The 24,032-nt window shown below is 63.6% G+C and carries 25 protein-coding genes and 1 tRNA gene; 17 read left to right on the forward strand and 9 right to left on the reverse strand.

The window, feature by feature from the left end; all coding sequences use genetic code 11:
* Positions 1 to 66: 66 nt before the first annotated feature.
* Genes ACO055_RS02585 through ACO055_RS02600 form a run of 4 tightly spaced genes read left to right on the forward strand, consistent with a single transcriptional unit; the run spans position 67 to position 5,792 of the window.
* A complete protein-coding gene (locus tag ACO055_RS02585; RefSeq protein WP_422061056.1) occupies positions 67 to 1,695 on the forward strand; it encodes a thiamine pyrophosphate-binding protein in 1,629 nt (542 codons plus the stop codon).
* Positions 1,692 to 3,134 carry an aldehyde dehydrogenase family protein gene (locus tag ACO055_RS02590; RefSeq protein ID WP_422061057.1) on the forward strand — a complete coding sequence of 481 codons (1,443 nt, stop codon included), beginning with the start codon at positions 1,692 to 1,694 and terminating at the stop codon, positions 3,132 to 3,134. The genes ACO055_RS02585 and ACO055_RS02590 overlap by 4 nt, the downstream gene beginning before the upstream one ends.
* Positions 3,124 to 4,389 carry a kynureninase gene (gene kynU, locus ACO055_RS02595; RefSeq protein WP_422061058.1) on the forward strand — a complete coding sequence of 422 codons (1,266 nt, stop codon included), beginning with the start codon at positions 3,124 to 3,126 and terminating at the stop codon, positions 4,387 to 4,389. Before ACO055_RS02590 ends, kynU begins: the two co-directional genes overlap by 11 nt.
* Positions 4,386 to 5,792: an amino acid permease gene (locus tag ACO055_RS02600; protein ID WP_422061059.1), complete on the forward strand. Its 1,407-nt coding sequence runs from the start codon at positions 4,386 to 4,388 to the stop codon at positions 5,790 to 5,792. Before kynU ends, ACO055_RS02600 begins: the two co-directional genes overlap by 4 nt.
* Here the strand turns inward: ACO055_RS02600 and ACO055_RS02605 are convergent.
* Positions 5,747 to 6,736 carry a LysR family transcriptional regulator gene (locus tag ACO055_RS02605; protein ID WP_422061060.1) on the reverse strand — a complete coding sequence of 330 codons (990 nt, stop codon included), beginning with the start codon at positions 6,734 to 6,736 and terminating at the stop codon, positions 5,747 to 5,749. The two genes, ACO055_RS02600 and ACO055_RS02605, sit on opposite strands and share 46 nt — an antisense overlap.
* 163 nt (positions 6,737 to 6,899) lie before the next feature.
* Between ACO055_RS02605 and ACO055_RS02610 the strand changes: the two genes are divergently transcribed.
* A complete protein-coding gene (locus ACO055_RS02610) occupies positions 6,900 to 7,916 on the forward strand; it encodes an amidohydrolase family protein (protein WP_422061061.1) in 1,017 nt (338 codons plus the stop codon).
* 191 nt (positions 7,917 to 8,107) lie between these two features.
* Here the strand turns inward: ACO055_RS02610 and ACO055_RS02615 are convergent, their stop codons facing one another.
* Positions 8,108 to 8,554, reverse strand: coding sequence for a VOC family protein (locus tag ACO055_RS02615; RefSeq protein ID WP_422061062.1), 447 nt, complete (start codon positions 8,552 to 8,554; stop codon positions 8,108 to 8,110).
* 11 nt (positions 8,555 to 8,565) lie between these two features.
* Positions 8,566 to 9,369 (reverse strand): aspartate dehydrogenase, encoded by an 804-nt coding sequence (locus ACO055_RS02620; RefSeq protein WP_422061063.1) that lies wholly within the window; start codon positions 9,367 to 9,369, stop codon positions 8,566 to 8,568.
* Between the two features lie 186 nt (positions 9,370 to 9,555).
* On the opposite strand from ACO055_RS02620, the gene ACO055_RS02625 reads away from it, so the two are divergent.
* The 11 genes from ACO055_RS02625 to ACO055_RS02675 are packed head-to-tail and all read left to right on the forward strand — an operon-like array spanning position 9,556 to position 18,601.
* Complete coding sequence (locus tag ACO055_RS02625; protein WP_422061064.1) at positions 9,556 to 10,383, forward strand: sulfite exporter TauE/SafE family protein; 828 nt, start codon at positions 9,556 to 9,558, stop codon at positions 10,381 to 10,383.
* Position 10,384: 1 nt separating this feature from the next.
* Positions 10,385 to 11,434: a fumarylacetoacetate hydrolase family protein gene (locus tag ACO055_RS02630; RefSeq protein WP_422061065.1), complete on the forward strand. Its 1,050-nt coding sequence runs from the start codon at positions 10,385 to 10,387 to the stop codon at positions 11,432 to 11,434.
* A 2-nt stretch (positions 11,435 to 11,436) separates the two neighbouring features.
* Positions 11,437 to 12,480 (forward strand): ABC transporter substrate-binding protein, encoded by a 1,044-nt coding sequence (locus tag ACO055_RS02635; RefSeq protein WP_422061066.1) that lies wholly within the window; start codon positions 11,437 to 11,439, stop codon positions 12,478 to 12,480.
* Positions 12,477 to 13,034: a VOC family protein gene (locus ACO055_RS02640; RefSeq protein ID WP_422061067.1), complete on the forward strand. Its 558-nt coding sequence runs from the start codon at positions 12,477 to 12,479 to the stop codon at positions 13,032 to 13,034. Before ACO055_RS02635 ends, ACO055_RS02640 begins: the two co-directional genes overlap by 4 nt.
* Positions 13,031 to 13,783: an ABC transporter permease gene (locus ACO055_RS02645; RefSeq protein ID WP_422061068.1), complete on the forward strand. Its 753-nt coding sequence runs from the start codon at positions 13,031 to 13,033 to the stop codon at positions 13,781 to 13,783. The genes ACO055_RS02640 and ACO055_RS02645 overlap by 4 nt, the downstream gene beginning before the upstream one ends.
* Positions 13,780 to 14,529 carry an ABC transporter ATP-binding protein gene (locus tag ACO055_RS02650; RefSeq protein ID WP_422061069.1) on the forward strand — a complete coding sequence of 250 codons (750 nt, stop codon included), beginning with the start codon at positions 13,780 to 13,782 and terminating at the stop codon, positions 14,527 to 14,529. Before ACO055_RS02645 ends, ACO055_RS02650 begins: the two co-directional genes overlap by 4 nt.
* Positions 14,529 to 15,356 (forward strand): alpha/beta fold hydrolase, encoded by an 828-nt coding sequence (locus ACO055_RS02655; protein ID WP_422061070.1) that lies wholly within the window; start codon positions 14,529 to 14,531, stop codon positions 15,354 to 15,356. The genes ACO055_RS02650 and ACO055_RS02655 overlap by 1 nt, the downstream gene beginning before the upstream one ends.
* A 2-nt stretch (positions 15,357 to 15,358) precedes the next feature.
* Positions 15,359 to 16,831 (forward strand): 2-hydroxymuconic semialdehyde dehydrogenase, encoded by a 1,473-nt coding sequence (locus ACO055_RS02660; protein WP_422062398.1) that lies wholly within the window; start codon positions 15,359 to 15,361, stop codon positions 16,829 to 16,831.
* A gap of 19 nt (positions 16,832 to 16,850) precedes the next feature.
* On the forward strand, positions 16,851 to 17,630 hold the full coding sequence (locus ACO055_RS02665) for a 2-keto-4-pentenoate hydratase (RefSeq protein ID WP_422061071.1): 780 nt from the start codon (positions 16,851 to 16,853) through the stop codon (positions 17,628 to 17,630).
* The gene (locus tag ACO055_RS02670) at positions 17,627 to 18,058 is read left to right on the forward strand and encodes a RidA family protein (protein WP_422061072.1); all 432 of its coding nucleotides are present in this window, start codon (positions 17,627 to 17,629) and stop codon (positions 18,056 to 18,058) included. Before ACO055_RS02665 ends, ACO055_RS02670 begins: the two co-directional genes overlap by 4 nt.
* Before the next feature lie 3 nt (positions 18,059 to 18,061).
* Positions 18,062 to 18,601, forward strand: coding sequence for a 3-hydroxyanthranilate 3,4-dioxygenase (locus tag ACO055_RS02675; RefSeq protein WP_422061073.1), 540 nt, complete (start codon positions 18,062 to 18,064; stop codon positions 18,599 to 18,601).
* A gap of 586 nt (positions 18,602 to 19,187) precedes the next feature.
* Here the strand turns inward: ACO055_RS02675 and ACO055_RS02680 are convergent.
* From ACO055_RS02680 to folK, 4 genes are all read right to left on the reverse strand, one after another.
* Positions 19,188 to 20,225 (reverse strand): hypothetical protein, encoded by a 1,038-nt coding sequence (locus ACO055_RS02680; RefSeq protein ID WP_422061074.1) that lies wholly within the window; start codon positions 20,223 to 20,225, stop codon positions 19,188 to 19,190.
* Positions 20,226 to 20,256: 31 nt separating this feature from the next.
* Positions 20,257 to 20,832, reverse strand: a complete 576-nt coding sequence (locus ACO055_RS02685) for a hypothetical protein (protein ID WP_422061075.1) — start codon at positions 20,830 to 20,832, stop codon at positions 20,257 to 20,259.
* 308 nt (positions 20,833 to 21,140) lie between these two features.
* Positions 21,141 to 21,216, reverse strand: a tRNA-Lys gene (locus tag ACO055_RS02690).
* Between the two features lie 43 nt (positions 21,217 to 21,259).
* Positions 21,260 to 21,781 carry a 2-amino-4-hydroxy-6-hydroxymethyldihydropteridine diphosphokinase gene (gene folK, locus ACO055_RS02695; protein ID WP_422061076.1) on the reverse strand — a complete coding sequence of 174 codons (522 nt, stop codon included), beginning with the start codon at positions 21,779 to 21,781 and terminating at the stop codon, positions 21,260 to 21,262.
* Positions 21,782 to 21,804: 23 nt separating this feature from the next.
* Between folK and ACO055_RS02700 the strand changes: the two genes are divergently transcribed.
* Positions 21,805 to 22,494: a uracil-DNA glycosylase gene (locus tag ACO055_RS02700; protein WP_422061077.1), complete on the forward strand. Its 690-nt coding sequence runs from the start codon at positions 21,805 to 21,807 to the stop codon at positions 22,492 to 22,494.
* On the opposite strand, the gene ACO055_RS02705 is transcribed toward ACO055_RS02700, so the two are convergent.
* Both ACO055_RS02705 and ACO055_RS02710 read right to left on the reverse strand, forming a co-directional pair.
* On the reverse strand, positions 22,455 to 22,928 hold the full coding sequence (locus ACO055_RS02705; RefSeq protein ID WP_422061078.1) for an RNA pyrophosphohydrolase: 474 nt from the start codon (positions 22,926 to 22,928) through the stop codon (positions 22,455 to 22,457). The genes ACO055_RS02700 and ACO055_RS02705 overlap by 40 nt on opposite strands.
* Positions 22,925 to 23,866, reverse strand: coding sequence for an alpha/beta hydrolase (locus ACO055_RS02710; RefSeq protein ID WP_422061079.1), 942 nt, complete (start codon positions 23,864 to 23,866; stop codon positions 22,925 to 22,927). The genes ACO055_RS02705 and ACO055_RS02710 overlap by 4 nt, the downstream gene beginning before the upstream one ends.
* Between the last annotated feature and the right edge of the window lie 166 nt (positions 23,867 to 24,032).

Below are 24,032 nucleotides of genomic sequence, written 5' to 3' on the forward strand. Positions count from 1 at the left end.
ATTATTTGTTTATGGCGGGCGCGCCTACGCCGGTTGCAAGACACGCTCTTGCAGGAAGGTTCGCGCATGAAATCGACCAATGTTGCCCGCAATGTCATTGCGGGCCTCCGCGATATCGGTGTGCGGTACGTCTTCGGCGTCCCGAGCGGCGGCTGGGTCGACTATATGGAAGCGATCCGCACCACTGACGGCATCGACTTCGTGCTCGCGAGCCATGAAGGCGGCGCCGGCTTCATGGCCGATATCTGCGGCCGCCTGACAGGCGTTCCCGGGGTCTGCTTCGGAACCTTCGGCCCCGGCGCCACCAATCTTGCGACCGGCGTCGGCGGCGCCACGCTCGACCGATCGCCGATGATCGCGCTCACCGACGAGATGCCGGAGGCGCTTCGCGGTCGCACCGTCCAGATGGCGATCGACCACCAGGCGCTCTTCGCACCGCTCACCAAGGCGACGATGCGGATCGAGGCTGACACCGCGCTAGAAACACTCGCCGAAGCCGCGCATATCGCATTGTCGGGGCGCCCTGGCGCCGTCCATGTCGGCCTGCCGCAGGGCATGAGCGCTGTCGCCGTCGAGCCCGCCGAAATCGGCGCGGTCGCCGCCGCCGTGGTGCCCGAACCTGCCAAGGCCGATATCGCAGCGCTCGTCACTGCCTTTACGTCGGCGAAGAAACCTGTGCTCGCCGTCGGCCTCGGCGCAGTCCATGCCCGCGAGGAAGCGCGCATCGTGGCGCTCGCCGAGCGCTTCGGCTTGCCCGTGCTTCTGACGCCGATGGCGAAGGGCATGATCGCGGAAGATCATCCCAATTACGCCGGCGTGCTCTTTCACGCGCTTTCGGACATGGTCGGGATCACGCACGCCGAGGCCGATCTGGTCGTCGCGGTCGGTTATGATCCGGTCGAGTTCAATTACGAGGGCTGGATGAAGGACGGCCTCGCGCTGGCTAGCATCGACCTCGCGCCTGCCGATATCGATCTCGCCAAGCACCCGCTCGCCGCCGACGTCGTCGGCGCGCTCGCGCCTGCACTCGACGCGCTGCTAGCGCTCCCCGCCGAACCAAAGGCCTGGGACCTCGCCGCGCTTGGCGCGCGGAAGAACGCAATGTTCGAAAGGCTTGCAGGGCAGGGCGGCCGCTTCGGCCCGCGCGCTGCGCTCGATGTCCTTCGCGATGTCCTCCCCGACGACGGGATTATGACGTGTGACGTCGGCGCACACACGCATCTGATCGGCCAGCATTGGCGCACGCCGCGGCCCGGTACGCAGATCATGACCAATGGCTGGTCGGCAATGGGCTTCGGGCTTCCCGCCGCTATCGCAGCGAAGCTCTGCCGTCCCGATACTCCGGTCTGCTGCGTGCTTGGCGACGGCGGCTTCCTGATGACGGCAGGCGAGCTTGCAACCGCAGTGCGCGAGGAGCTGCCGCTCGTCATCGTGATCTTCACCGACAATGATCTCGCGCTTATCCGCATCAAGCAGGAAAAGAAGTCGAACCCGATTTACGGCACGCCCGTCCGCTCCGAAGGGACGATCGGCGGTCCCTCGCTGTTCGGCGTGCCCGTGACCGTCGCGCGCGACCCGCAGGAATTTCGCACCGCGCTCGAGGCGGGCTTCGCGGCAGGTGGCCCCGTGATCGTCGAAGCGGTCCTCGACAGCCGCGAATATGACGAACTCGTCCTTCGCAAGGACAAGCCATGATGCACGAGGCGCTCGATCCTGGCCGGTCCCTCCTGATCGGCGGGCGCTGGGAATCTGCCGATGAAACCATGCCCGTCGTCGATCCCTGGTCGGGCGAGACGCTCGGCGCGGTCGCCTGTGCCAACGTCATCCATGTCGAGCGTGCGGTCGCGGCGGCGACGCGAGGCGCCGAGGCGATGCGCGCTCTGTCGACCGGCGCGCGCGCGCGCATCCTTCATGCTGCCGCGGCTGCACTCGAAGCCAACGCCGAGCGCTTTGCCTTCGCGATCACCGCCGAGACAGGAAAGCCGGTCCGCACCGCGACGCGCGAAGTCGCGCGCGCAGTGAACACGCTACGCCTTTCGGGCGAGGAAGCGACGCGACTTGCCGGCGAGACGATCGCGTTCGACAGCTTTCCCGGCGGCGAGACGCGTTCGGGCCATTATGTCCAAGAGCCTGTCGGCGTCATTGCCGCGATCACGCCTTTCAACGATCCGCTGAACCTCGTCTGCCACAAGCTTGGCCCTGCCTTTGCTGCTGGGAACGCAGTGATCCTGAAGCCTGCCGAGCAGGCGCCGCTGGTCGCGGTCATGCTTGCGCGCCTGCTTCTTGCAGCGGGGCTTCCCGAAGAGGCGCTTTCGCTCCTTACCGGGCGCGGGAGCGATTTTGGCGATGCGCTCACGAGTCACGCCGATGTTGCGATGGTGAGTTTCACCGGCGGCGCGCGCGTCGGCGAAGCGATCTGCCGGTCGGCGGGGATCAAGCGGCTCTCGATGGAACTTGGCGGCAATGGCCCGGTGATCGTGATGGACGATGCCGATATCGAACGCGCGGCGCGCGCCTCGGCCGCGGGCGCGTTCGGCGCTGCCGGGCAGAATTGCATCGGGGTGCAGCGTATCTATGTCCACGAGAAGATTCATGACCGCTTTGCGCAAGCGCTGGTCGCTGCGACCGCCACGCTGCGCGTCGGCGATCCGAGAGATGCCGCAACCGACGTCGGCCCGATGATCGGCGCCGCGGAAGCCGAGCGCATCATCGCCTGGACGCTCGAGGCCGTTGCCGGTGGAGCGAGCCTGCTGTCGGGCGGCGAACGTGCGGGCACGCTGGTGCGGCCGACGCTGCTCTCGAATGTCGCGGCCGATGCGCGCGTGGCTTGTCACGAGGCCTTCGGCCCGGTCGCAAGTCTCTTTCGCTTTGCCGATCTCGACGAAGCCATCGACGCCGCGAACCGTGCCGACTACGCGATTCACGCAGCGATCTTCACCGAGTCGCTTCGCCATGCGCGCCATGCCGCAAGGCGGCTTCGCGCGGCGGGAGTGATGGTCAATGATTCGACCGACTACCGGCTCGATGCCATGCCCTTCGGCGGCGCGGGGCGCGGGAATATGGGACGCGAAGGGGTGCGCTTTGCTGCGCGCGATATGTCGCAGACGAAGGTAATATGCTTCCATGACGCTTGATGCCGAACCGATGACCGCCCCCGCGAGCCGCGCCGACTGCGAAGCGCTCGACCGCGCCGACCCGCTTGCGCCTTTGCGCGACCGCTTCGAGATCGCCGACGGCCTCATCTATCTCGACGGCAATTCGCTCGGCGCGATGCCGAAGGATGCAAGTGCACGAGCGCACGATGTCGTGACGCGCGAATGGGGCCGGGACCTTATCAAGAGCTGGAACAGCGCCGGCTGGTTCGACCTCCCCGTCCGCCTGGGCGACAAGCTGGCGCCGCTGATCGGCGCGGACGCAGGCGAAGTCATCGTCTGCGATTCGACGAGCCAGAATCTCTTCAAGGTCCTCTCTGCCGCGGTCGCGATGCGCGCAGAACGGAGTGAGCTGATCCTCGAAGGCAGCAATTTTCCGACGAACAATTATATCGCCGAAGGCGTCGCGGCAGCGACCGGCGGGCGCGTTTCGGTGCGCCTCTGCGAAAAGGACGAGATCGCGGGTGCGATCAGCGACAAGACGGTCGCCGTCGCCATCACGCACGTCCATTACAAGACCGGGCATATCCACGACATGGCCGCGATCAGTGCACGCGCGCACGAAGCGGGCGCGCTCGCGATCTGGGACCTTTGCCACAGCGCCGGCGCCATGCCCGTCGATCTCAACGCCTGCAATGCCGACTTCGCCGTCGGCTGCACGTATAAATATCTGAACGGCGGCCCCGGATCGCCCGCCTTCCTCTTTGCCGCCGCGCGCCACCAGGGGCAGACGCTCCAGCCGGTCACTGGCTGGTGGGGACATGCAGCGCCCTTCGACTTTGAACCCGGCTATCGCCCGCAAGCCGACATCCGCCAGTTCCTCATCGGCACGCAGCCGATCCTCTCGATGGCGCTCGTCGAAACCGGGCTCGACATCCATCTGGCGGCCGACATCGGCGCAATCCGCGCAAAATCGATGGCGCTCACCGACCTCTTCATTCGCCTCGTCGAGGAACGCTGCGCGGGTCACGGCTTCGCGCTCGCCTCGCCGCGTGAAGCAGCCGCGCGCGGAAGCCAGGTCTCCTTTGCGCATGCCGACGGCTATCCGATCATGCGCGCGCTGATCGCGGCGGGCGTGATCGGCGATTTCCGAGCGCCCGACACGGTTCGTTTCGGTTTCACGCCACTATACGTCCGCTATGTCGATATATGGGACGCGGTCGATCGGCTCGCCTTGATCATGGATGGCGATATCTGGCGACAGGAAGAATATCACGCGCGCGATGCCGTGACATGAGCGACGGCCCAAGGGGAGCGATGATGGACGAGCAGGCGTATCTGGACCGCGAGGCGGGACTCGAACGTGGGCTTACCAAGGCGCAGATCACCATGATCGGTCTCGGCGGGGCGATCGGTACCGGCCTGTTCATGGGGTCGGGGATCGCGATCGGCTACGCAGGTCCCGGCGTTCTCATCAGCTATCTGATCGCGGCACTGATCGCCGTCATCATGGTCTTCAGCCTCTCGGAAATGGCGGTCGTTCATCCGACCGCGGGATCGTTCGGCACATATGCCGAAATCTATCTCGGGCCGCTGATGGGTTTCGTCGTCCGCTATACTTACTGGATTCAGCAGGTGCTTCTGATCGGGAGCGAAGCGGTCGCGGTCGGCATCTATATGGGTTGGTGGTTTCCGGACACGCCCGTCTGGATGTGGGCGATCGGGAGCGCTGCGACCGTCGTCTTCGTCAACACGCGCGCCGTCCATAATTTCGGATCGGTCGAATATTGGCTGACCGTCATCAAGGTTTCCGCGATCGTCGCTTTCATCATCGTCGGCCTCAGCCGCATTTTCGGTGTCGTCGGCGATCCGATCGGGCTTCACAATGTGACCGGACTTGCTGGCGGTTTTCTGCCCAACGGCTTCTCGGGCGTGTGGTTCGCGGTGTTGATGGCGCTCTTTTCCTTCATGGGCCTCGAGTTCGTCGTCGGCACGGCCAGCGAGGCGAAGGATCCCAGGACCGCGATCCCGGCGGCGCTGCGGACGATGGCGGGGCGGCTCGTCCTCTTCTACATCCTCGCGCTCTTCATCATCGTCGCGTTCCTGCCCTGGACCGAGTCCGGCGCGAAAGTCGTCACCGAAAGCCCCTTCGTGAAGATGTTCGCCGGTGCCGGCATTCCTTATGCGGCCGGCATCATGAACTTCGTCGTCGCCTCTGCGGCGCTCTCGGCGATGAATACGAGCATCTATCTGGGATCGCGCATGCTCTTCTCGCTCGCGCGCGGGGGCTATGCACCGAAAAGCCTGGGCGAGCTCAATGACCAGCATGTCCCGATGCGCGCGACGATCGTGACCGGTGTCGGCATTCTCGCCGCCGCATCGCTCTCGGTGCTGACGCCGATGGCGTATAATTATCTGTTCGGAATCGTGCTCTTCGGCGGGCTCCTCGTGTGGGGCAGTATTCTCGTCAGCCACATCCGCTTCCGCCGCAAGCATCGGGGCTCCGACCTCCCGGTCCAGATGCCCTTCTTCCCCTATGCGCAGATTCTCGGGCTCGTCCTCCTGGGAGCGATCACGGTCACGATGGCGATCGACGCCGACTGGCAGGTCGCCGTGCTCGCCGGCGGACCCTGGCTCATCGCGATTATCGCCGCCTATTTCGTCTGGCGGCGCGTAGCGGGATCGGCGAGCGCGTCCTGATCCTGCCCGAGTTCCTGGCGAATTTCGGCCGCGACCTCCTGGATCACGCTCATGAAATAGGCGGCGGCCGCCGACAGCTCGACATTCGCGTGCGTCGTCGCCCCGATCCGTGAATTTGCGCCTTCGAGCGTGACGGGGAGGGGGATGAGCCCGGCCTGGCTGAGGCCCACCTGGTGCGGCATCGCGGCGAGCATGTCGGTGCTCTTGAGAAGCGCATGATTGGTAAGGATCGACACCGATTCGATCACGTCGCGCGGCGGTTCGAGATCCTCGTGGCGAAAGGCCTGGTCGATCTGGCGGCGAAGCGACGTCTGCGTCGGCGGCATCACCCATGCCTGGTCGACAAGGTCCGCGAGCGAGAGCGAAGCGCGCGTCGTCAGCGGATGGTTCTCGCGGACCATGATCGAAACCGTGTCCTGATAAAGCACTTCCTGGCGGAGGCCGTCGCGCTCGCGATATTCGGGAAGGCGGCCAAGCACGACGTCGATGTCGCCGGTGCGCAGCCCTGGCATCAGCCGGTCGATCGTTCCTTCGGCGACGGTGACTGCAATGCCCGGGCGACGTTCGCGGAGGCGCGCCAGCGCGCGCGGAAGAAGCGATGTCGATGCCGCAAGCAACGTGCCGACATGGACGCGCCCCGAAAGACCTTCTTCGAGCGACTGCAGTTCCTCGCCCGCATGGCGGAGCTGCGCGAGAATGAGCTTGGCATGCTTGATCATCACATGACCGAAATCGGTCGGGGTTACGCCGCGCGACGAGCGCTCGAAGAGCTGGACGCCGAGTGAGTCCTCGAGCTCCTTCACGCTCTTCGTCGCGGCGGGCTGTGCGATGTTCAGCACCTGCGAGCCCTTCAGCACCGTGCCTTCGTCGGCGATCGCGGTGAGGAGGCGCAGCTGGCGAAGCTTCAACCGGCTGAGCAGGAAATTTTCGTGAAATTTGGCCATCATATCTCTCCCGCCGCTTGCAGATGCGTTATAGCCTTTTTGTAATAGCAGGTGCAAGTCTCTGGATTATTGTTGATAGCTACCTCCCGTTACTCACCCTCATGGACCGCGTCCAATTGCAAGGCCGCGGCATCATCGATGGGACAGGGGTGCGGCGATAATCATGAGTGACGATGGCGCAACACAAGCAGCTGTGATCGACATGCACAGCCATTTCTTCCCGGCGATGAGTGCGGCCTACCGGACGTATGCCGAGGCGGAAGGCCTCCCCTGGCTTCGCGACGACGGCGCCGGCGCCGGCTTCATCATGCAGGGCACGAAAGAGTTCCGCCCGGTCGACGATATCCTATGGGACCCAGCGCGGCGCGTCGAAGCGCTCGACGAGCAGGGAATCGATCTCCAGGTCATCTGCGCAACGCCGATCATGTTCGGCTACAGCAGGCCGCCAGCGAAGGCGCTGGAATGTGCTCAGCGCTTCAACGATGCCGCGCTCGAATTCTGCGGTCATGCGCCGCACCGAATGAAGCCGCTCGCGCAGGTGCCGCTTCAGGACATCGATCTCTCCTGCGCCGAGGCGAGCCGCGCGATGGCCGCGGGGCATCTCGGCGTCCAGATCGGCAATCACATGGGGAACCGCAACCTCGACGATGAAGGCATCATGACCTTTCTCACGCACTGTGCGGAGATCGGCGCCGCGGTCCTCGTCCACCCCTGGGACATGATGGCGCGCGAGCGCATGCCGAAATATATGCTCCCCTGGCTGGTGGCGATGCCCGCCGAGACGCAGCTCTCGATCCTCTCGCTGATCCTCTCGGGTGCGTTCGACCGCCTGCCGAGGAGCCTTCGCATCTGTTTCGGCCATGGCGGCGGCAGCTTTGCCTTCTTGCTTGGGCGCGTCGAGAATGCCTGGAAATACCGCGATATCGTTCGCGTCGATTGCCCCAATCCGCCCTCGACCTATGTCGATCGTTTCTTCGTCGATTCCGCGGTCTTTGACAAAGGCGCGCTCAGCCTTCTCATCGACGTGATGGGCGAGGACCGCGTTCTCCTCGGCTCCGACCATCCCTTTCCGCTCGGCGAGCAGGACATCGGTGCGCTCGTGCGCGAGCATGACGGGCTGACGCCGGGGCAGAAGGCGAAGATCTTCAGCGGCAATTCGCGGACCTTCCTCAACCTTTGATTGTTCGTGCCCGACGCCGACCGTTGGTGACGTTTGTCGCAGGACGGCCGACTTATGACGTCGGCGCATTATGCTTCATCTATGCCGCTCCCGTAGAAGCCCTCCTGCGCGGTCCGACTAACATGGAAAGAAAGGCCGCCGGAGCGAATGCTCCGGCGGCCTTTTGAGGTTCGAGACGGGAGCCTCGTTGATCACGCTGCGGGCGGGACGCCCTGGAAGCTTTCGGTGCCGGCCCAGCCGCGCTCGGACACATCGACCATCACATTCTCGGGGCCTGTCATCTTATACTCGGCGTTGTCCTTCGCCGGGTTCTTGCCGAGGCCTTGCGCAAGATTGACGTCATGGCGCGGCGCATAACCCGAATTCTCGAACCGCTCGACGACCGCATTGATGTCGTCGCACTGAAAGCCGATGTGATGGAGCCCGGTATAGCCCTCGGGAAACTCCATGCCGGCGGCGGGGCGGTTCTTGAAGCACAGCAGCGCGATATTGATGTGACCGTCGGTCACATAATAGCCGCGCGCGTTGCGGCTATCGATCTTGCCCGCGACCTCCCAGCCGAGGACCTCGGTGAAGAAGCCGACCGAATTGTCGGGGTCGGCCGATGCGATGGCAACGTGGCGCAAGCGGGTGGTCATGGGTTCGCCTTTCATGTTCCGATACGAATGGGGCTGACGAGATCCTGAAGCACCGCAAAGATGCTCTGCGCGGTGATCCGCCCCGTGCCGGGGTTCTCGTCGGTGGGAATATTCTCGATCGCGAGTTCGAAGCGCGCGCTGTCGGAATCGACGAGGATCCGGTGCGTGTTGCGCGTGAGCGCAGGGTCCGCCCAGATCTCGAGCCGCGTGAACTTGGGACCGATTCCGGCAAGGCCGAGCGAAGCTGCGACATTGACGTTCGCCGGAAAGGCGATCGCGCCGTCCAGCGCGCTGCCCTCGAAGATTTTCAAGGGCTCGGTAATCTCCGTCAGGTCGATGCGATTCTTGACGACATGATCGGCCTTGATGAGCGACTTCACGGGCTTGCGCGTCACCATCGTTACGGAATGGATCGTGCCGACCGCCGCGGCGCGTACCGCGTCAAGCCCGAGGAGTGCGCCCGTCGCAAGGATGATACGCCCGCCATGGGCGCGCGCAATGTCGACCGCTTCGCCCCATTGCATGAGCGCGGCGCCATTGACCGTCACCAACGTCTTGCCCGCTTCAAGCGTCCGCGTCGCGATTTCCTTGAACGCCGCGGTCGGCGCGCTGTCGACGATGATATCGGAGAGAGCGACGAGCTCGGCGGTATCGACGACCGGTACGGGGCGGCGAAGCGTGGCGACAGCAGCCTCGGCGCGAGCCGCATCGCCCGCCGAGACGGCCGCGAGCGAAAGCTCCAGCTCGCTTGCCTCGATATGCCGCGCAACCACGCGGCCGATAGTGCCGAATCCGGCGATGCCAATCTGTGTCATGACCGCCGCGCTACGGCGTCTGCGATATAAGCGATAATAAGGATTGGCTGGCCTGCTATCTCGATAATCATATAGGGCGCGCTTTGGGCACAGCTATATGGTTTTGATTATAGATGAGGCCTGTTTGTATCTTTGACCTCATATGCGGCGGGCGCGCAAAAGCAGGGCTGATCCAAGGGGGAGGCCATGCAGGACGTGCTCAACACCGATTATCTGACGCTTGCCGCGATGATGCTGGTCACCGGCGCGGTCGGCGGCGTAATCGCGGGCATGCTCGGCGTTGGCGGCGGTATCGTGATCGTGCCGGTCCTCGACCTCGTTCTCTCTGCGCTTGGCGTCGATTCCGATATCCGCATGCATGTCGCGGTTGCGACTTCGCTCGCGACGATCGTACCCACCGCCATCTCCTCCTCGCGCGCGCACGATGCAAAGGGTGCCGTCGACCATGACCAGCTGAAACGCTGGGGCGCCGCGATCTTCCTCGGCGCGATAGCCGGCGTTCTCCTGGCCTCGCGCGTTTCGGGCGACACGCTCTCGGCGGTTTTCGGCATCGTCGCGCTCATCGTGGCGATCAAGATGCTGCTTCCGCTCGAGAACCGCCATATCGCCGACGCCGTCCCCGGCGGTGCGGTCGGCCAGCTCATCCCGTTCGCGATCGGTGGCGTCTCCAGCATGATGGGGATCGGCGGCGGCACGCTGAGCGTTCCCGTGATGACGCTCTTCAACGTCCCGATCCACCGCTCGGTCGGCACCGCTGCGCTCTTCGGACTCCTGATCAGCGCGCCGGCGACGGTCGCGTTTGCGATCACCGGGTGGAACGTCGATGGTCTGCCGCCCGGCAGCCTCGGCTATGTGAACCTCATCGGCCTCGCGATCATCGCGCCCGTCTCCTACCTCACGGCCCCCTATGGCGCGCGCATCGCGCACGCCCTCTCGAAGCGGATGCTGAGCATCCTCTTCGGCGTGTTCCTCGCCATCGTTGCGGCGCGGATGCTGCTGAAAGCCTTCGGGTGACATGCCGCGCTCTCCAGCCACGCCGCGCGCTGCTGACTGCGATCGCCGCACCGCGCTCGCTGCGCTCGCCGCCGCGGCGCTGGGCTGGCCCGCGTCCGGCTTTGCCCGTTCCTTCCGAAAGAAAGACCATCGTATGACCTGGTTCGCTCTTGCTACTCGCGCCACGCCAGAAGGCCCGCGCCCGACGATTCAGGTCGGTGATGCCTTTCACGACCTCGGCGATGCTGCCCAGGCGCATGGCGCCTCTGGCCTCGCGGCCGACGTGTCGGCGATCATCCGCCACTGGGATGCGCGCAGGGACGGGCTCTTCGCGCTCGCGCGCTCGCTTTCGGTCGCTGGCGGCACGGTGAGCGCGCCGCAGCTTCTGGCGCCGTTCGAGCCGCGCCGCATCTTTGCTGCGGCCTCGAACTTCATCGAACATGCCGAGGAAATGCAGACAAAGCTTGCAGCCAAGGCCGAGAGTGAGCCTTATATCTTCCTCAAGACGATCGAGAGCATCGTCGGACCGGGCGACACCGTCGTCGTGCCCAGCCAGGTGTCGCGCCCCGACTGGGAAGTCGAGCTTGGCGTCGTTCTCGGCAGAAGCGGCAAGAATATTGCTGCCGCCGACGCGCACGACCTCATCGCGGGCTACACGATCGTCAACGACGTCTCGGCGCGCGACCGTACGCGGCGGAGCGACTTTCCCTTCTCGCACGACTGGTTCCGCGGCAAGAGCTACGACAGCTTCACGCCGCTGGGTCCCGTCTTTGTGCCGCGCGACTGCCTCGGCGACCCGCACGACATTCGCCTTGGGCTCAAGGTCAACGGCGAGACGATGCAGGACGGCAACACGTCGGAGATGATCTTCAATATTTATGAGCAAATCGCCTACCTCTCGGCCGTGCTCGAGCTTCGCGCGGGCGACCTGATCGCCTCGGGCACGCCTGCCGGGGTCGGAATGGGGCGCGGGATATTCCTGAAAGACAGCGACGTGATGAGCGCGTGGGTCGAGGGGATTGGCGAACTGCAAAATCCCGTCGCAGCGCCGCACCTGCCGCGAGACGCCTGACGATGACGCCCTTCAGGAAGAGCTCGCTCATTGTCCCGCTGATCGTCGTCGCAGCGATCGCAGCGCTGACCTTGTGGAGCGCGGCGGGTGGAAATTCGCCGCGCACCGCCAATGCGGCTGCCGAGAACCGCACCGTCCGATTTAACATGGCGTGGCTCCCGCAAGGCAGCATGGCGGGGATTTTCGTCGCAATCGACAAGGGCTATTTCGCGGCTGCCGGCATGAACGTCGAGCCCGTGCGCGGCTTTGGCGGAATGCGCACCGCGAACGAGCTCGACCAGGGCATGTTCGAATTCGCCTACATCGATCCGCTGTCGGTCGCGCTCAACCGCTCGAAGGGCGGGAAGGTACGAATGATCGGCGGGATCAACATGCGCCTTCCCGCCGGCGCCTGCTTCGTCGAGGAGCGCCACCGGATCGAGAAGCCCGCCGATCTTGTGGGCCTCCGCTTCGGGGCAGGGCAGAGCTCGATGATTCAGGCGCTGCTTCCAGCCTGGCTGAAAGACAATGGCGTCGATCCTGCGCGGGTCGAACAGATCCAGCTCGATCCCGCGATCGTCGTCTCTTCGCTCGTCGAGGGCCGGATCGACGCGGCCGAATGCTGGCTCGGCAATTCGCTCGCGCTCTTCGACAAGGCTGCGAAAGCGAAGGGCGTTACTATTGGCCGTATCGCCTATGCCGACTTTGGCCTCGACGTCTATGGCAGCGGTTTCGCCGCGCGCGACGATCTCATCGAAAAGGATCCCGAGGCTGTCCGTGCCTTCCTGAAGGCCGCGTATCGCGGATATGCCGACGCCGCGCGTGATCCAAAGGCCGCGCTCGCCATCATCCGCAAACATTATCCGCTTCTCGATGAAGCCGTGACCGAGCGTCAGATTCGCGAGACCGCCGCGCTGATGGCAGCCGAGGGCGGATCGTACCGCCTCACGCCCGAGAAGGTCGAACGCACCGTCACCTATCTCCAGGCGAGCGGCCAGCTTCAGGGGTTCGACCAGACCTCGGGACTCTTCACCAATGCCTTCGTACCGATGGGGAAAAAGCCATGACCGATCCCGCTTCCTATCGCCCGCGCCCGACCCGGCTCGGCCATCTCGTCCTGAAGGTCCGCGACATCGACCGGAGCCTTGCCTTCTACACCGAGGTCGTTGGCCTCGAAGTCTCCGACTGGATCGATCATATGATGGTGTTCCTTCGCGCGGGGCAGGACCATCATGATCTGGCGCTTCTCCAGTTGCCGCCGGGGCATGGCGCGACGCCCGAGGGTCATTACCCGGCGGTCGAGCATTTCTCCTATCGCCTCGAAACGCTCGCCGAGATGGAAGATGTCGCTGCAATGCTCGAGGCGCGCGGGATCGTGATCGACCGCGGAATCGGGAAACACGGCCCGGGCGCAAACAGCTTCCTCGTCTTTCGTGACCCCGACGGCAACAATGTCGAATTCTACACCGACATGACGCAGATCGATGACGCCCATCCTTACGAACCTTCGATCTGGGACGGCAAGGACCTGGAAACTTTCGACCGCTGGCATCTCGAGCGCTTCCGCGTGGCTCCGCCCGCGCGCATTCAGGCGCTGCTCGATAAAGGAAACGGCGCATGACCGCCGCGACGCGCCGCGACGTCGCGATCAGCGCGGCCTTCTTTCTCGCGCTCGGCCTCGCCTGGGAATTCGCCGTGCGCGGGGCGGAGATCGCCTCCTATCTCCTCCCGCCGCCCAGCGCGATCCTGATCGAGCTGTGGAATTCGCGCGGCGTGATTCTAGCCGAGACCCTCGTCACCTTGACCGAAGTCTTCTGGGGCTTTGCGATCGCTCTCGCGCTCGGTGTGCCTATAGCAGCGCTGATCTATTTTTCGCAGACTGCGAAGCGCACCGTCTATCCGCTCTTCGTTGCGCTCCAGAGCATTCCCAAGATCGGGCTCGCGCCGCTGATCGTCGTATGGTGTGGCTACGGCCTTGCCTCGAAGCTGATCATGGCGTTCCTCTTCGCTTTCTTCCCGATCATCATCGCGACGCTCGGCGGCCTCGCGAGCACGCCCGCGCATCTGGAGGAACATTTTCGCGCGCTGCGCGCGACGCCAATGCAGACGTTCTGGCGCCTTCGCGTGCCCGCTGCGCTTCCGAACATTCTCGATGGCTGCAAGGTCGCGATGCCGCTTGCGGTGATCGGCGCGGTCGTCGGCGAGTTCGTCGGCTCGAACGACGGGCTCGGAAACCTCATCCTGACCGCGTCGGGGTCGGGCCATACGACGCTGACGTTCGCAGCACTGATTGCCGTCACGCTGCTCTCGCTGCTTCTGTTCTACGGCGTCGCCTATTGGGACCGTTTCATCTGGTGGAGGGCGGCATGAGCGCAGTGATTTCGATTGCCGGCGCGGCGAAACGCTTTGCCGGGCTCCAGGTCCTGCAGGACGTGACCGCCGACATCGGCGTCGCGGAATTCGTCTCGGTCCTCGGCCCGTCCGGCTGCGGCAAGAGCACGCTCCTTCGCCTGATCGCAGGGCTCGTGCCTTTCGAGGAAGGCCGGATCCGCTTTGCGGGTGCAGACGTGACGGCACCGTCGCCGGAGATGGGCTTTGTATTCCAGACTTCGAACCTTCTTCCCTGGCGAAATGTCCGCGACAATCTGCTGCTCGGCGTCGACCTTGATCCGAAGGCGAAGCGTCCGGACGGGGCCGCGCTGGCGGCGCTTGTCGAGACGCTCGGTCTTACCGGATTCGAGGAAAGCTATCCTGCCCAGCTTTCGGGCGGGATGCGGCACCGCGTCGCGATCGGCCAGGCGCTGGCGCGCGGTCCGCAAGTCCTCCTGATGGACGAACCATTCGGCGCCCTTGATGCACTGACGCGCGACCGGCTGAACGTCGAACTGCTGCGCATCTGGCAGCGCGACCGCAAGACCGTGCTTCTCGTGACCCACAGCATTTCAGAAGCCGTGCTGCTTTCCGACCGCGTCCTCGTGATGTCCGAGCGGCCGGGCACGATCATCGAGGACGTCCGCATCGACCTGCCGCGCCCGCGCGACCCGAGCACCACGCGCGAGGATCCGGCGTTCGGCGATTATGTCGTGCGCCTTAGCAAGCTCATGGGAGTATCATGATGGAAAGTGGCTCTCTGACGCTTGCCGGCGCCGACATCTATTGGCAGGCGCATGGCGAAGGACCCGCGGTCGTGCTCGCTCATGGCATCGGGGGCAATCACGCGATCTGGTACCGCCAGCTCGGCGCGCTCGCTCGCGCGAACCGCGTCATCCTGTTCGATCACCGCGGCTTTGGCCTCTCGCGCGATCATGACGGGCGCGGACGCGATGCGTTTGTCGAAGACCTCACCGCGCTGCTCGATCATCTCGGCGAAAAGAAGGTCGCGCTCGTCGGTCAGTCGATGGGCGCTGGCACCTGCATCGGCTTTGCGCATCGCGCGCCCGAACGCGTCGCAGCGCTCGCAATCTGCGACAGCCTGCACGGGATTATCGAGAGCGCGCCCGTGAAAGCGATCATGGATGATGCCCGCGCGAAGACCGCCACGCTGGGCCAGATCGAGCGGGTGCTCGGTACCCATGCGGCGAGCGAGCTTGCCGCTCTCTATACGCAGATCGCAAGCTTCAACCACGCTGATCGCCATAGCCTTGCCGGACGCTTCGTCGCGAAAGCGGCGGCTGACCTCGGCGGCAAAGGCTTTCCCATTCTCTTCCTTTGCGGAAGCGAGGATCGGCTCTTTCCGATCGAGGCGGTTCGCCTCGTCCAGGCTGAGGTCGCGGGCTCCTTCCTCGTCGAGGTCGGCGAGGCGGGTCATTCGGCCTTTCTCGAAAAGCCCGAGCAAGTGAACGACACGATCCTCTCGCTCCTCCAGATCGCAGACCATGTCGGGAAAGCCGGCGCCGCGCACAGCAACATTGCGGGCTATGTCCCGGTCGGAGACACCGCATGACGATGAGCCACTATCCCTTCGCCGAGCGACCGATCCTCAACTATGTCGGCGGCAAGTTCACCGAAGGCGCCGACTGGTTCGACAATGTGAACCCCGTGAACGGCAAGGTCGCGGGCAAAGTATCCGCTGCAAGCGAGCGCCTGGTCGCGGACGCCGTCGCCGCCGCGCAGCTTGCTCTCAAAGGCCCTTGGGGCCGGATGTCGCAGGCCGAGCGGTGCAAGCTTCTCGTCCGCGTCGCCGAAGGGATCGAGGCGCGCTTCGACGAATTCGCCGCGGCCGAGATCGCCGACACGGGCAAGTCGCTCCACCAGGCGCGCACGATCGACATCCCGCGCGGCGCCGCCAATTTCCGTGTCTTTGCAGCGCTTGCCGAAGCGCGCGCGATGCCGAGTTTCAGGACCGACCTGCCCGATGGTCGAAGCGCCATCAACTATGCGATCGCGCGCCCGCTAGGCGTTGTCGCGATCGTTTCGCCGTGGAATCTCCCGTTGCTCCTGATGACCTGGAAGGTTGCGCCCGCGCTCGCTTGCGGCAATGTCGTCGTCGTGAAGCCAAGCGAGGAAACGCCTTCAAGTGCGACCTTGCTTGCCGAAGTGATGGACGAGGCCGGCGTACCGCCCGGCGTCTTCAATCTCGTCCACGGCTTCGGCGCGGCCTCGACCGGCGAATGGTTGACCGCGAATCCCGACATCGATGCGATCACTTTCACTGGCGAGTCCGCGACCGGAAGTGCCATCATGCGCGTCGCGGCAGCGGGCGTGAAACCCGTCTCGTTCGAACTCGGCGGAAAGAATGCCGCGCTTGTCTTTGCCGACTGCGACTTCGACGAAGCGGTCGCGGGCACGGTGCGGTCGGTCTTTTCGAATTGCGGGCAGGTCTGCCTCTGCACCGAGCGCGTCTATGTCGAGCGGCCGATCTTCGATCGCTTCGTCAAAGCGCTCGCCGAGCGCGCCGAAACGCTGACGATCGGCGATCCCTGGTCGGGCGCAGACATGGGCCCGCTCATCTCGCACGGGCACCGCGAGAAGGTGCTCGGCTATTATGATCTCGCGCGCGAGGAAGGCGCAGTGGTCGTGACCGGCGGCGGGGTTCCCGAGCTTGGCGATGCGTTGAGCACAGGGGCGTTCGTCCAGCCGACGATCCTCACCGGGCTCGACCAAAATGCGCGCTCCGTGCGCGAGGAGATATTCGGCCCCGTCTGCCACATCGCGCCGTTCGACAGCGAAGAAGAAGCGATCGCGCTCGCCAACGATACCGACTATGGCCTCGCCGCCGCGATCTGGACGCGCGACGTCTCGCGCGCGCACCGCGTCGCCGCGAGCATGGAAACGGGCATCGTCTGGGTCAATGAATGGTTCCTGCGCGATCTTCGCACGCCCTTTGGCGGCATGAAGCTCTCCGGCATCGGCCGCGAGGGCGGCGAGCATTCGCTCGGCTTCTATTCGGAGCCGACCAATATCTGTGTAAAGCTGTAAGAGAAGGGAGCGCGGACACATGGCCGACATTGCCGCAATGGCCGCAAGGCTCGATGACGCGGCCCGCGAAGCGCGGGCGATTCCGCAGATCACGGGCGAAGACAGCACATTATCGCTTGCGGATGCCTATGCGATCCAGGGCGCCGCGATCGACCGCCGGCTTGCGCGCGGCGAGCGCCTCGTCGGGGTCAAGATGGGATTCACGAGCGAAGCAAAAATGGCGCAAATGGGTTTGAAGGACCAGATCTGGGGTCGGCTCACCTCGGACATGGTCGTGACCAACGGCGCCGCGATCGAGCGCGCGCGCTTCATCCATCCGCGCGTCGAACCCGAAGTCGCGGTGCGGCTGAACGCGCCGCTCACTGGCGCCGTGACGCGCGAAGAGGCGCTTGCTGCGGTCGATGCCGTCGCGGCCGCGCTCGAAGTCATCGACAGCCGCTACGAGAATTTTCGCTTCGCTTTGGGCGACGTCGTTGCCGACAACGCCTCGTCTTCAGCCTTTGTCGTCGGGCCGTGGATGCCCGCCGGCACTGACATTTCTGACGTCGCGATGGAAATGCGCGTTGACGATGCGCCTGCCGAAACCGGAACGAGTGCAGCGATACTTGGCGACCCGATCCGCTCGCTCGTGGCGGCTGCGCGGCTCGCCGGCTCTGCCGGGCTCGTGCTCGAGCCCGGATGGATCGTGATGCTCGGCGGGGCGACCGCAGCCGCCGCGATCGGCTCGGCGCGCGCGGTCTCGCTCGATGCCGCGCATCTTGGCCGCGTCGGCTTCACGATCGAGGGGGGCGGGGCATGAGCGGCGAGGGGAGAGTCATCCCCGGCAAAGCGCGCCCACGTGGCCGCTTCCCGCATTATCGCCGCGCGGGCGACTTCGTGTTCGTCTCGGGGACGAGCTCGCGCCGCGCCGACAATAGTTTTGCGGGCGCTGCGGCCGACGAGCTTGGCACGGTCAGCCTCGACATTGTCGAACAGACGCGCGCAGTGATCGAGAATATCGCCGCGATCCTCGACGATGCGGGCGGCAGTCTTGCCGACGTCGTCGATGTGACGAGCTTCCTCGTAAACATGAATGACTTTGGCGGATATAACCGCGTTTACGCCGAATATTTCGACGAAGCGGGACCTGCGCGAACGACCGTTGCGGTCCACCAGCTTCCGCATCCGCATCTTCTCATCGAGATCAAGGCGACCGCCTTCATCCCGCGCGCGCCCACGAAAGGATAGCTCATGCTGACCTATGGATTGCCCTTCAATTTTCGCGAATGGATCGAGGCGCATCGCGACCGGCTGAAACCGCCGGTCGGCAATGCCCAGATCTGGGAAGACGCTGATTTCATCGTGACGGTCGTGGGTGGCCCCAACCAGCGCACCGACTATCATGTCGATCCGCTCGAGGAGTTCTTCTTTCAGATCGAAGGCGACATGAACCTTCGCCTCTGGACCGACGAGGGTCCGAAGGACATGCCGATCCGCGAAGGCGACATCTTCCTGTTGCCGCCGCGCGTTCCGCATTCGCCGCAGCGGTCCGTCGCGGGAAGCGTCGGTCTCGTGATCGAACGCAAGCGCCCCGAAGGCGTGATCGACGCCTTCCAATGGTATTGCGAAAGTTGCGGCGCGATCGTCCACCGCGTCGAGGTTCAGCTCCAGAGCATCGTGCGCGACCTGCCGCCGCTCTTCGACGCCTTTTACGCGAGCGAGGAGCTTCGTACGTGCAGTGGCTGCGGCACTGTGCATCCCGGCAAGCATCCGCCCAGCGCCTTAATCTGACGGTTGCGGTGCAAAGCCGGGTTCTCGCGGGCGGAGGGGCTCAGCGCCGCTGGGGTTTGGGCACCACGGCGCCTGTCACGAGAATGATGCGCGTCGTGGAAACGCCGCCGCGGCGTCGATCTCGATATCGGTTATCTTGGAGTGCCACCGCAGGTTGACTGTCCTGAACCAGCCAAACTACGCCGGCGTGGATGGGTCGGTCTTTGCGATTTCTCGCCGGGAGGGGACGGGCACAAAACGGCTGGACTTGCATGCTATCCACCCACTTGGTGCCGGCGTCGTCCGAACTACGAGTATATTTGCCGGTAAGGATGCCGCCCGCTTGCCGCGACCGAGCGATGACGCCGGTCTCCAGGAAGATAAAGCTATATCAAAGGCATATATGGTGAGCCCTGCTGGGTTCGAACCAGCGACCTACTGATTAAAAGGCAGCGAAGACGATTTTCATTTTTTCCCGGAAAACCGACGTTTTTTAAGCTTTGGAACCACTGAAAAAAAGCGATTACCGTAAAATTACCGTAACCCCAGATAGGACAAACGAAGGACACAAATATCCAGTTGTGCTGCTCTCGCATCTAGGCGTGGCTTATGTCCCTGAACCGGCGTCGTCCGGCCAAGCGAGATTTGGAGTAGGCATCACGCGGCCGCCCTCCCGAAACCTGTTCATTACCCGTCGCAATGAAGGCGCCAATGTGTGATCGGATGATAGGAGACCAACAGGGCTTACATATACCTCGCTCCGGTGGATCATGAGCCTACGAAGAGGGAGCCACCCCTGTTCGCCGAGATTGCCAACCAACGCGCGCCTTAGAGCATTGGTGACGATATCGGCCAATTCCAAACCGGGCTCGGGGTCACTCGAGAAACGGAAGCTTTCTCCATACATAAGCTGAAGATCCACACCGATGGGGTGCCCGGCACTGGGGGGTGGGGCGACTTCATGTAAGTAAGCTGGCAACTCCGTTAGGAAAAACCGCTCAAAATGACGGTAGTCACCTCCGGGAAGCATCGCACCTGGCTTCGATAAGGACATTGCCTGAAGCCAAATTACTAGCGTCTTTGACCACCAATCTTCCCAATCTGTGACGACCGCGGGATCCTTGGCGTCGACAACCCAGTGAAACTCGCGGAGCTCCTTGGGGAAGCGTTGACAGTGATACACGATCATTTCCTGCATCACCTTGTAAAGCAGGTCGATCGTTACCGCGCCTTGGACGTAGAGCTGATCTGAAAAACCGGCCATTCTCTTTTGCAAATCAGCCACACCGTCGCGCAACTCTTGCGTGTGTCCGTCTGTCAAGTTGGCTGCAAGGCTTGCACCTCGCTTTTCGCGATGGTTGGCGATGTCCTTCGCAGTATGATCGGCGAGGTCAATCATCGATGCACAAAAGATCGCCCCATTCTTCCAAAGGAGATCCACCACTGCCGCCACTTGTGTCTCATTAAGCTGGCTGCCTTTCACCTCTCCCTTTCGTTTTGGAAGATTGACGCGCAATCGCTCGTATCTGCGAAAGAGTTTAGGCAAACGATGCGTGGCGACGATGAGAGCACCTAGTGTTGAAACGGCTGGCGCGTCCGCGCCCACCCCGGTAAACGTTCCCGACTCATCGATGAAAATATGCAAGTGCCCTCCATTGCCGCAACGCAACCCGCGATCAGACTGCAAGCCATTCCACGAGCAGTGCTACAAGGTAGAGTAGAGTAATCAGCCCTAGGCAGAGAAGGGCGAGCGCCGCTCCGTTGAACCAACTCGGCATCTGTCTTTGTGGTATCATATTGATCAATTTACCCGGCACGTCATCACTTCGCATGGCGCTGATTAGTGGCAAATCCTGATTGATGCTCATAATCTCTATGCCGAAAACTTCTCCCGGTCCCAAGCTGTCTAGCTTCAGCGACCAGCGGCCCATTTCTGTTTCCTCGGCGCTAAAGGCTCGACCGGGAAAGACAGTGTAGATTGGCGGCTTCCAGTTGAATGTATACTCCACATTCTTGGCCGTCTGGAGCCCTGCATTCTCCGAAACAATCGACGCCGTTCGAATGATCTGATGCTGCTGCAAAATGTTGCCCTGCGGGTCTAGAAGAGGCTGGTCGATCACATAATTTGAAGCGTGTCGAACACTGTAGAAAATTTTGGGCCTCAACCGAAATACGCGGTTGATGAAAAACCCGAGAACCACTGGCACGACTGCAAAGGCTTCTTTGCTGTGAGTTTGAAGAAATTCCAGCATCTGCATCCCCCATGCTTGGATACCAACTAGCCCAAAACCGGATGCTACGCGACTAGGTTCTCACTGGTCGGAGGGGACTCGCAGCTTCGAGGAAGGCGCGTTTAGCGACCCACTGATATGGAAAATTCCGATACGTTCCAATAATTTCCCTGATTTCCGTGCATTTCGGGGCAGCCACGGAGGCCAGCCGCAAATTACTGTGAAAATTACTGTGACTTTGTGGAAGATCGTGACCGATCCTGACCGACTTTCGATCTCGATTTCAAATCGAGATCGACTCATAAGTCTCTGACATTATTGAAGTTTTATGGTGAGCCCTGCTGGGTTCGAACCAGCGACCTACTGATTAAAAGTCAGTTGCTCTACCGACTGAGCTAAGGGCCCATCGCAGCGCCGAACCAGCGGCGCCCGAAAGTGAGCCGTCGCCCTAGTGCGCCTCGGCGTTCCGGTCAACCGGCTTGGGGCGGATTAGGCGGGCGGCGAGTTGGCGGATCGTGCGCGCGCTCAGCGGATGGCGCCAATCGGGTGCGATCGCGCGCAATGGGCCGAGAACGAAGGCCCGTCCGGCCAATTCTGCGTGCGGAATGGTAAGCTCGGCGTCGCTCCATGCGCCCCCCGACCAGAGCAGGATGTCGAGGTCGAGGGTGCGGGCGCCCCACCGCTGGCCGATCCGGCGGCCGAATTCGGCTTCGACCGCTTGCAGCCGCGCAAGCATTTCGGGCGGGGTCAGCGGCGATGCCACAAGTGCCACGGCATTGGCATAGCGCCGCCGCGAGGGGCCAATCGGTTCGCTCGCGATGATTGGGCTGACGTCGACGGGTTCGATGTCGTCGCTTTCGAGCGCATCGAGAGCGGCGAGCAGCACCTGCCGCGGGTCGCCGAAGCGCGCATGACGGCGGTTCGAGCCGAGGCCGATGGCATAAAGGGGCAGGGGCGTTGCGCTGGTCATGTCAGCGCGCCTATCGCAGCATGGTGGAGATTGACAGCCCTTTGCCGGACACCGAGCCGCCGCGCGACTGTCCGCGGTGCCCGCGATTGGTCGCGCTCCGGCACGTCTGTCAGGCCGAATATCCCAATTGGTGGAACGCGCCGGTACCTATATTCGGCGACCCGGATGCCTGGCTGGCCCTTGCCGGACTGGCGCCCGGAAAACATGGGGCGAATCGGACGGGAAGGCCGTTTACCGGCGACTATGCCGGTGACCTGCTGTTCGCGACGCTGGCCGAATTCGGGCTGAGCCGCGGCGTGTACGACGGCCGCATCGACGACGGGCTGACGCTCGACGGCGCGATGATCATCAACAGCGTCAAATGCCTGCCGCCGCAGAACAAGCCGACGCCGGTCGAGATTGCGACGTGCCGCCCCTTCTTCGAGACGCAACTCGCCGCTTTGCCAAAGGTGCAGGTGGTCATCGCACTGGGGCGCATCGCGCATGATGCGGTGCTGCGCGCCGCAGGCGTACGCCTTGCTGCTTGCCCTTTTGCCCATGGTGCGGTGCATCCGCTGCCGGGCGGCAGGCATCTGGTCGATAGCTATCATTGCTCGCGCTACAACACGAACACGGGGCGGCTGACGCCCGAAATGTTCGCTGCCGTATTTCGCTCCGCGCTCGGGCTTCGCGATCAGACGAGCGGGCGGAACTCGTCGACGATGGCGCGGTAGAGCTGACGCTTGAAGGGAACGATCAGCTTTTCGAGCTCGTCGAGATCGGCCCAGCGCCACGAACGGAATTCCTGGTGCTTGGTCGCGATATCGACGTCGCCGTCTTCGCCCATGAAGCGCATCAGGAACCAGTGTTGCCGCTGGCCGCGATACTTGCCGCCCCACATCTTGCCCATCAGATGATCGGGCAGGTCATAGAAATGCTCGGTCTTGCTGCGCGCGATGATTTCGACCAACCCGCCATGGATGCCGGTTTCCTCGCCCAGCTCGCGGATCGCCGCTTCCTCGGCATCCTCGCCAGGGTCGATTCCGCCCTGCGGCATCTGCCAGGCCTCGCTCGACGAATCGAGTCGCTGGCCGACGAAGATGCGCCCGTCGCGGTTCGCCAGCATGACGCCGGCGCAGGGGCGATAGGGAAGGCTGTCGTCGGTCATGCGGTCGCTTCGGCGACGATGGCCTTCAGCACCGTCAAGGCGCCGCGAATGTCGTCCCTGGCGCTCGGAATGCCTTGCGCAAGGCAGATATAACCGTGGATCGTCCCCGGCGCCTCGCGGTAAGTCGTCGGCACCCCCGCTTCGATCAGCTTGGCGGCATAAGCGCGCCCTTGATCGCGTAGCGGATCGAGGCCGGCGGTGATCAGCAGCGTCGGAGGCAAGCCTTCGGCGGGGAAATCGATCGGCGAGGCGCGGCGATCGGCGGGGTCAGCGGCATAGTGATCGCCGAACCATGTCATCAATTCGGTGGTCAGCAAATGGCCTTCGCCAAAATCGCGATAGCTTTGCCAGTCATTGTGTGTGGTGACCGCCGGATAGATCGGATGGATCGCGACCACCGCTTTCGACGCCGGCTCGTCGCGGAGCGCGAGCGCGGTCGCGATGGTCAGATTGCCGCCTGCGCTGTCGCCCGACAGGACGAGCCCGGTGCACGGGATATGGGCCGCAATCCAGCGCGTTGCCGCTTCGCAGTCGATCGGTGCTGCGGGAAAGGGGTGTTCGGGAGCAAGACGGTAATCGACCGCAACGACGGGCATGTCGAGGATGCGTGCGGCCTCGGCGCAATAGGGATCGTGCGTCTCCAGATCGCCGATCACCCAACCGCCCCCATGATAGAAGACCATGACCGGCCCTGCGGCACGGTCGGGACGGCTGTCGTAAATGCGGATCGGAATATCGCCTGCGGGGCCCGGAATGGTCCGGTTCTCGACCTTGGCGATCTCGCCGCGCGGGACGTCGGCCATCTGGCCCATGACCCGCATCATTTCACGCGACGCGTCGGCAGGAAGCTCGTTCAACTTGGGCCCTTCCTGGGCGTTCAGAAAGGCAAGAAAGGCCGCCACATCGGGGCGCGTATAATGGGTGGTGCCGTCGGTCATCCTCTTGGTCCCCTTTTTGCTCAAGGCGCATCTTTGTGCGCCAAGCTATTCGGCATCGCCGCGGATAATTCAATGGCAATTGGCAACCGATCGGGCACGGCACCGCGCGCATTCGCTTTGCACTGCACAATTTTTTCTGAATTGCGGCTTGCCGCCTACGGGCCTA

This window comes from Sphingopyxis sp. (assembly GCF_965227415.1).
Classification (GTDB): domain Bacteria; phylum Pseudomonadota; class Alphaproteobacteria; order Sphingomonadales; family Sphingomonadaceae; genus Sphingopyxis.

Coding starts and splice junctions, on each gene's coding strand:
- ACO055_RS02585 (WP_422061056.1), top strand. CDS start 67: ATGAAATCGACCAATGTTGCCCGCAATGTCATTGCGGGCCTCCGCGAT.
- ACO055_RS02590 (WP_422061057.1), top strand. CDS start 1,692: ATGATGCACGAGGCGCTCGATCCTGGCCGGTCCCTCCTGATCGGCGGG.
- kynU (WP_422061058.1), top strand. CDS start 3,124: ATGACGCTTGATGCCGAACCGATGACCGCCCCCGCGAGCCGCGCCGAC.
- ACO055_RS02600 (WP_422061059.1), top strand. CDS start 4,386: ATGAGCGACGGCCCAAGGGGAGCGATGATGGACGAGCAGGCGTATCTG.
- ACO055_RS02605 (WP_422061060.1), bottom strand. CDS start 6,736: ATGGCCAAATTTCACGAAAATTTCCTGCTCAGCCGGTTGAAGCTTCGC.
- ACO055_RS02610 (WP_422061061.1), top strand. CDS start 6,900: ATGAGTGACGATGGCGCAACACAAGCAGCTGTGATCGACATGCACAGC.
- ACO055_RS02615 (WP_422061062.1), bottom strand. CDS start 8,554: ATGACCACCCGCTTGCGCCACGTTGCCATCGCATCGGCCGACCCCGAC.
- ACO055_RS02620 (WP_422061063.1), bottom strand. CDS start 9,369: ATGACACAGATTGGCATCGCCGGATTCGGCACTATCGGCCGCGTGGTT.
- ACO055_RS02625 (WP_422061064.1), top strand. CDS start 9,556: ATGCAGGACGTGCTCAACACCGATTATCTGACGCTTGCCGCGATGATG.
- ACO055_RS02630 (WP_422061065.1), top strand. CDS start 10,385: ATGCCGCGCTCTCCAGCCACGCCGCGCGCTGCTGACTGCGATCGCCGC.
- ACO055_RS02635 (WP_422061066.1), top strand. CDS start 11,437: ATGACGCCCTTCAGGAAGAGCTCGCTCATTGTCCCGCTGATCGTCGTC.
- ACO055_RS02640 (WP_422061067.1), top strand. CDS start 12,477: ATGACCGATCCCGCTTCCTATCGCCCGCGCCCGACCCGGCTCGGCCAT.
- ACO055_RS02645 (WP_422061068.1), top strand. CDS start 13,031: ATGACCGCCGCGACGCGCCGCGACGTCGCGATCAGCGCGGCCTTCTTT.
- ACO055_RS02650 (WP_422061069.1), top strand. CDS start 13,780: ATGAGCGCAGTGATTTCGATTGCCGGCGCGGCGAAACGCTTTGCCGGG.
- ACO055_RS02655 (WP_422061070.1), top strand. CDS start 14,529: ATGGAAAGTGGCTCTCTGACGCTTGCCGGCGCCGACATCTATTGGCAG.
- ACO055_RS02660 (WP_422062398.1), top strand. CDS start 15,359: ATGAGCCACTATCCCTTCGCCGAGCGACCGATCCTCAACTATGTCGGC.
- ACO055_RS02665 (WP_422061071.1), top strand. CDS start 16,851: ATGGCCGACATTGCCGCAATGGCCGCAAGGCTCGATGACGCGGCCCGC.
- ACO055_RS02670 (WP_422061072.1), top strand. CDS start 17,627: ATGAGCGGCGAGGGGAGAGTCATCCCCGGCAAAGCGCGCCCACGTGGC.
- ACO055_RS02675 (WP_422061073.1), top strand. CDS start 18,062: ATGCTGACCTATGGATTGCCCTTCAATTTTCGCGAATGGATCGAGGCG.
- ACO055_RS02685 (WP_422061075.1), bottom strand. CDS start 20,832: ATGCTGGAATTTCTTCAAACTCACAGCAAAGAAGCCTTTGCAGTCGTG.
- folK (WP_422061076.1), bottom strand. CDS start 21,781: ATGACCAGCGCAACGCCCCTGCCCCTTTATGCCATCGGCCTCGGCTCG.
- ACO055_RS02705 (WP_422061078.1), bottom strand. CDS start 22,928: ATGACCGACGACAGCCTTCCCTATCGCCCCTGCGCCGGCGTCATGCTG.
- ACO055_RS02710 (WP_422061079.1), bottom strand. CDS start 23,866: ATGACCGACGGCACCACCCATTATACGCGCCCCGATGTGGCGGCCTTT.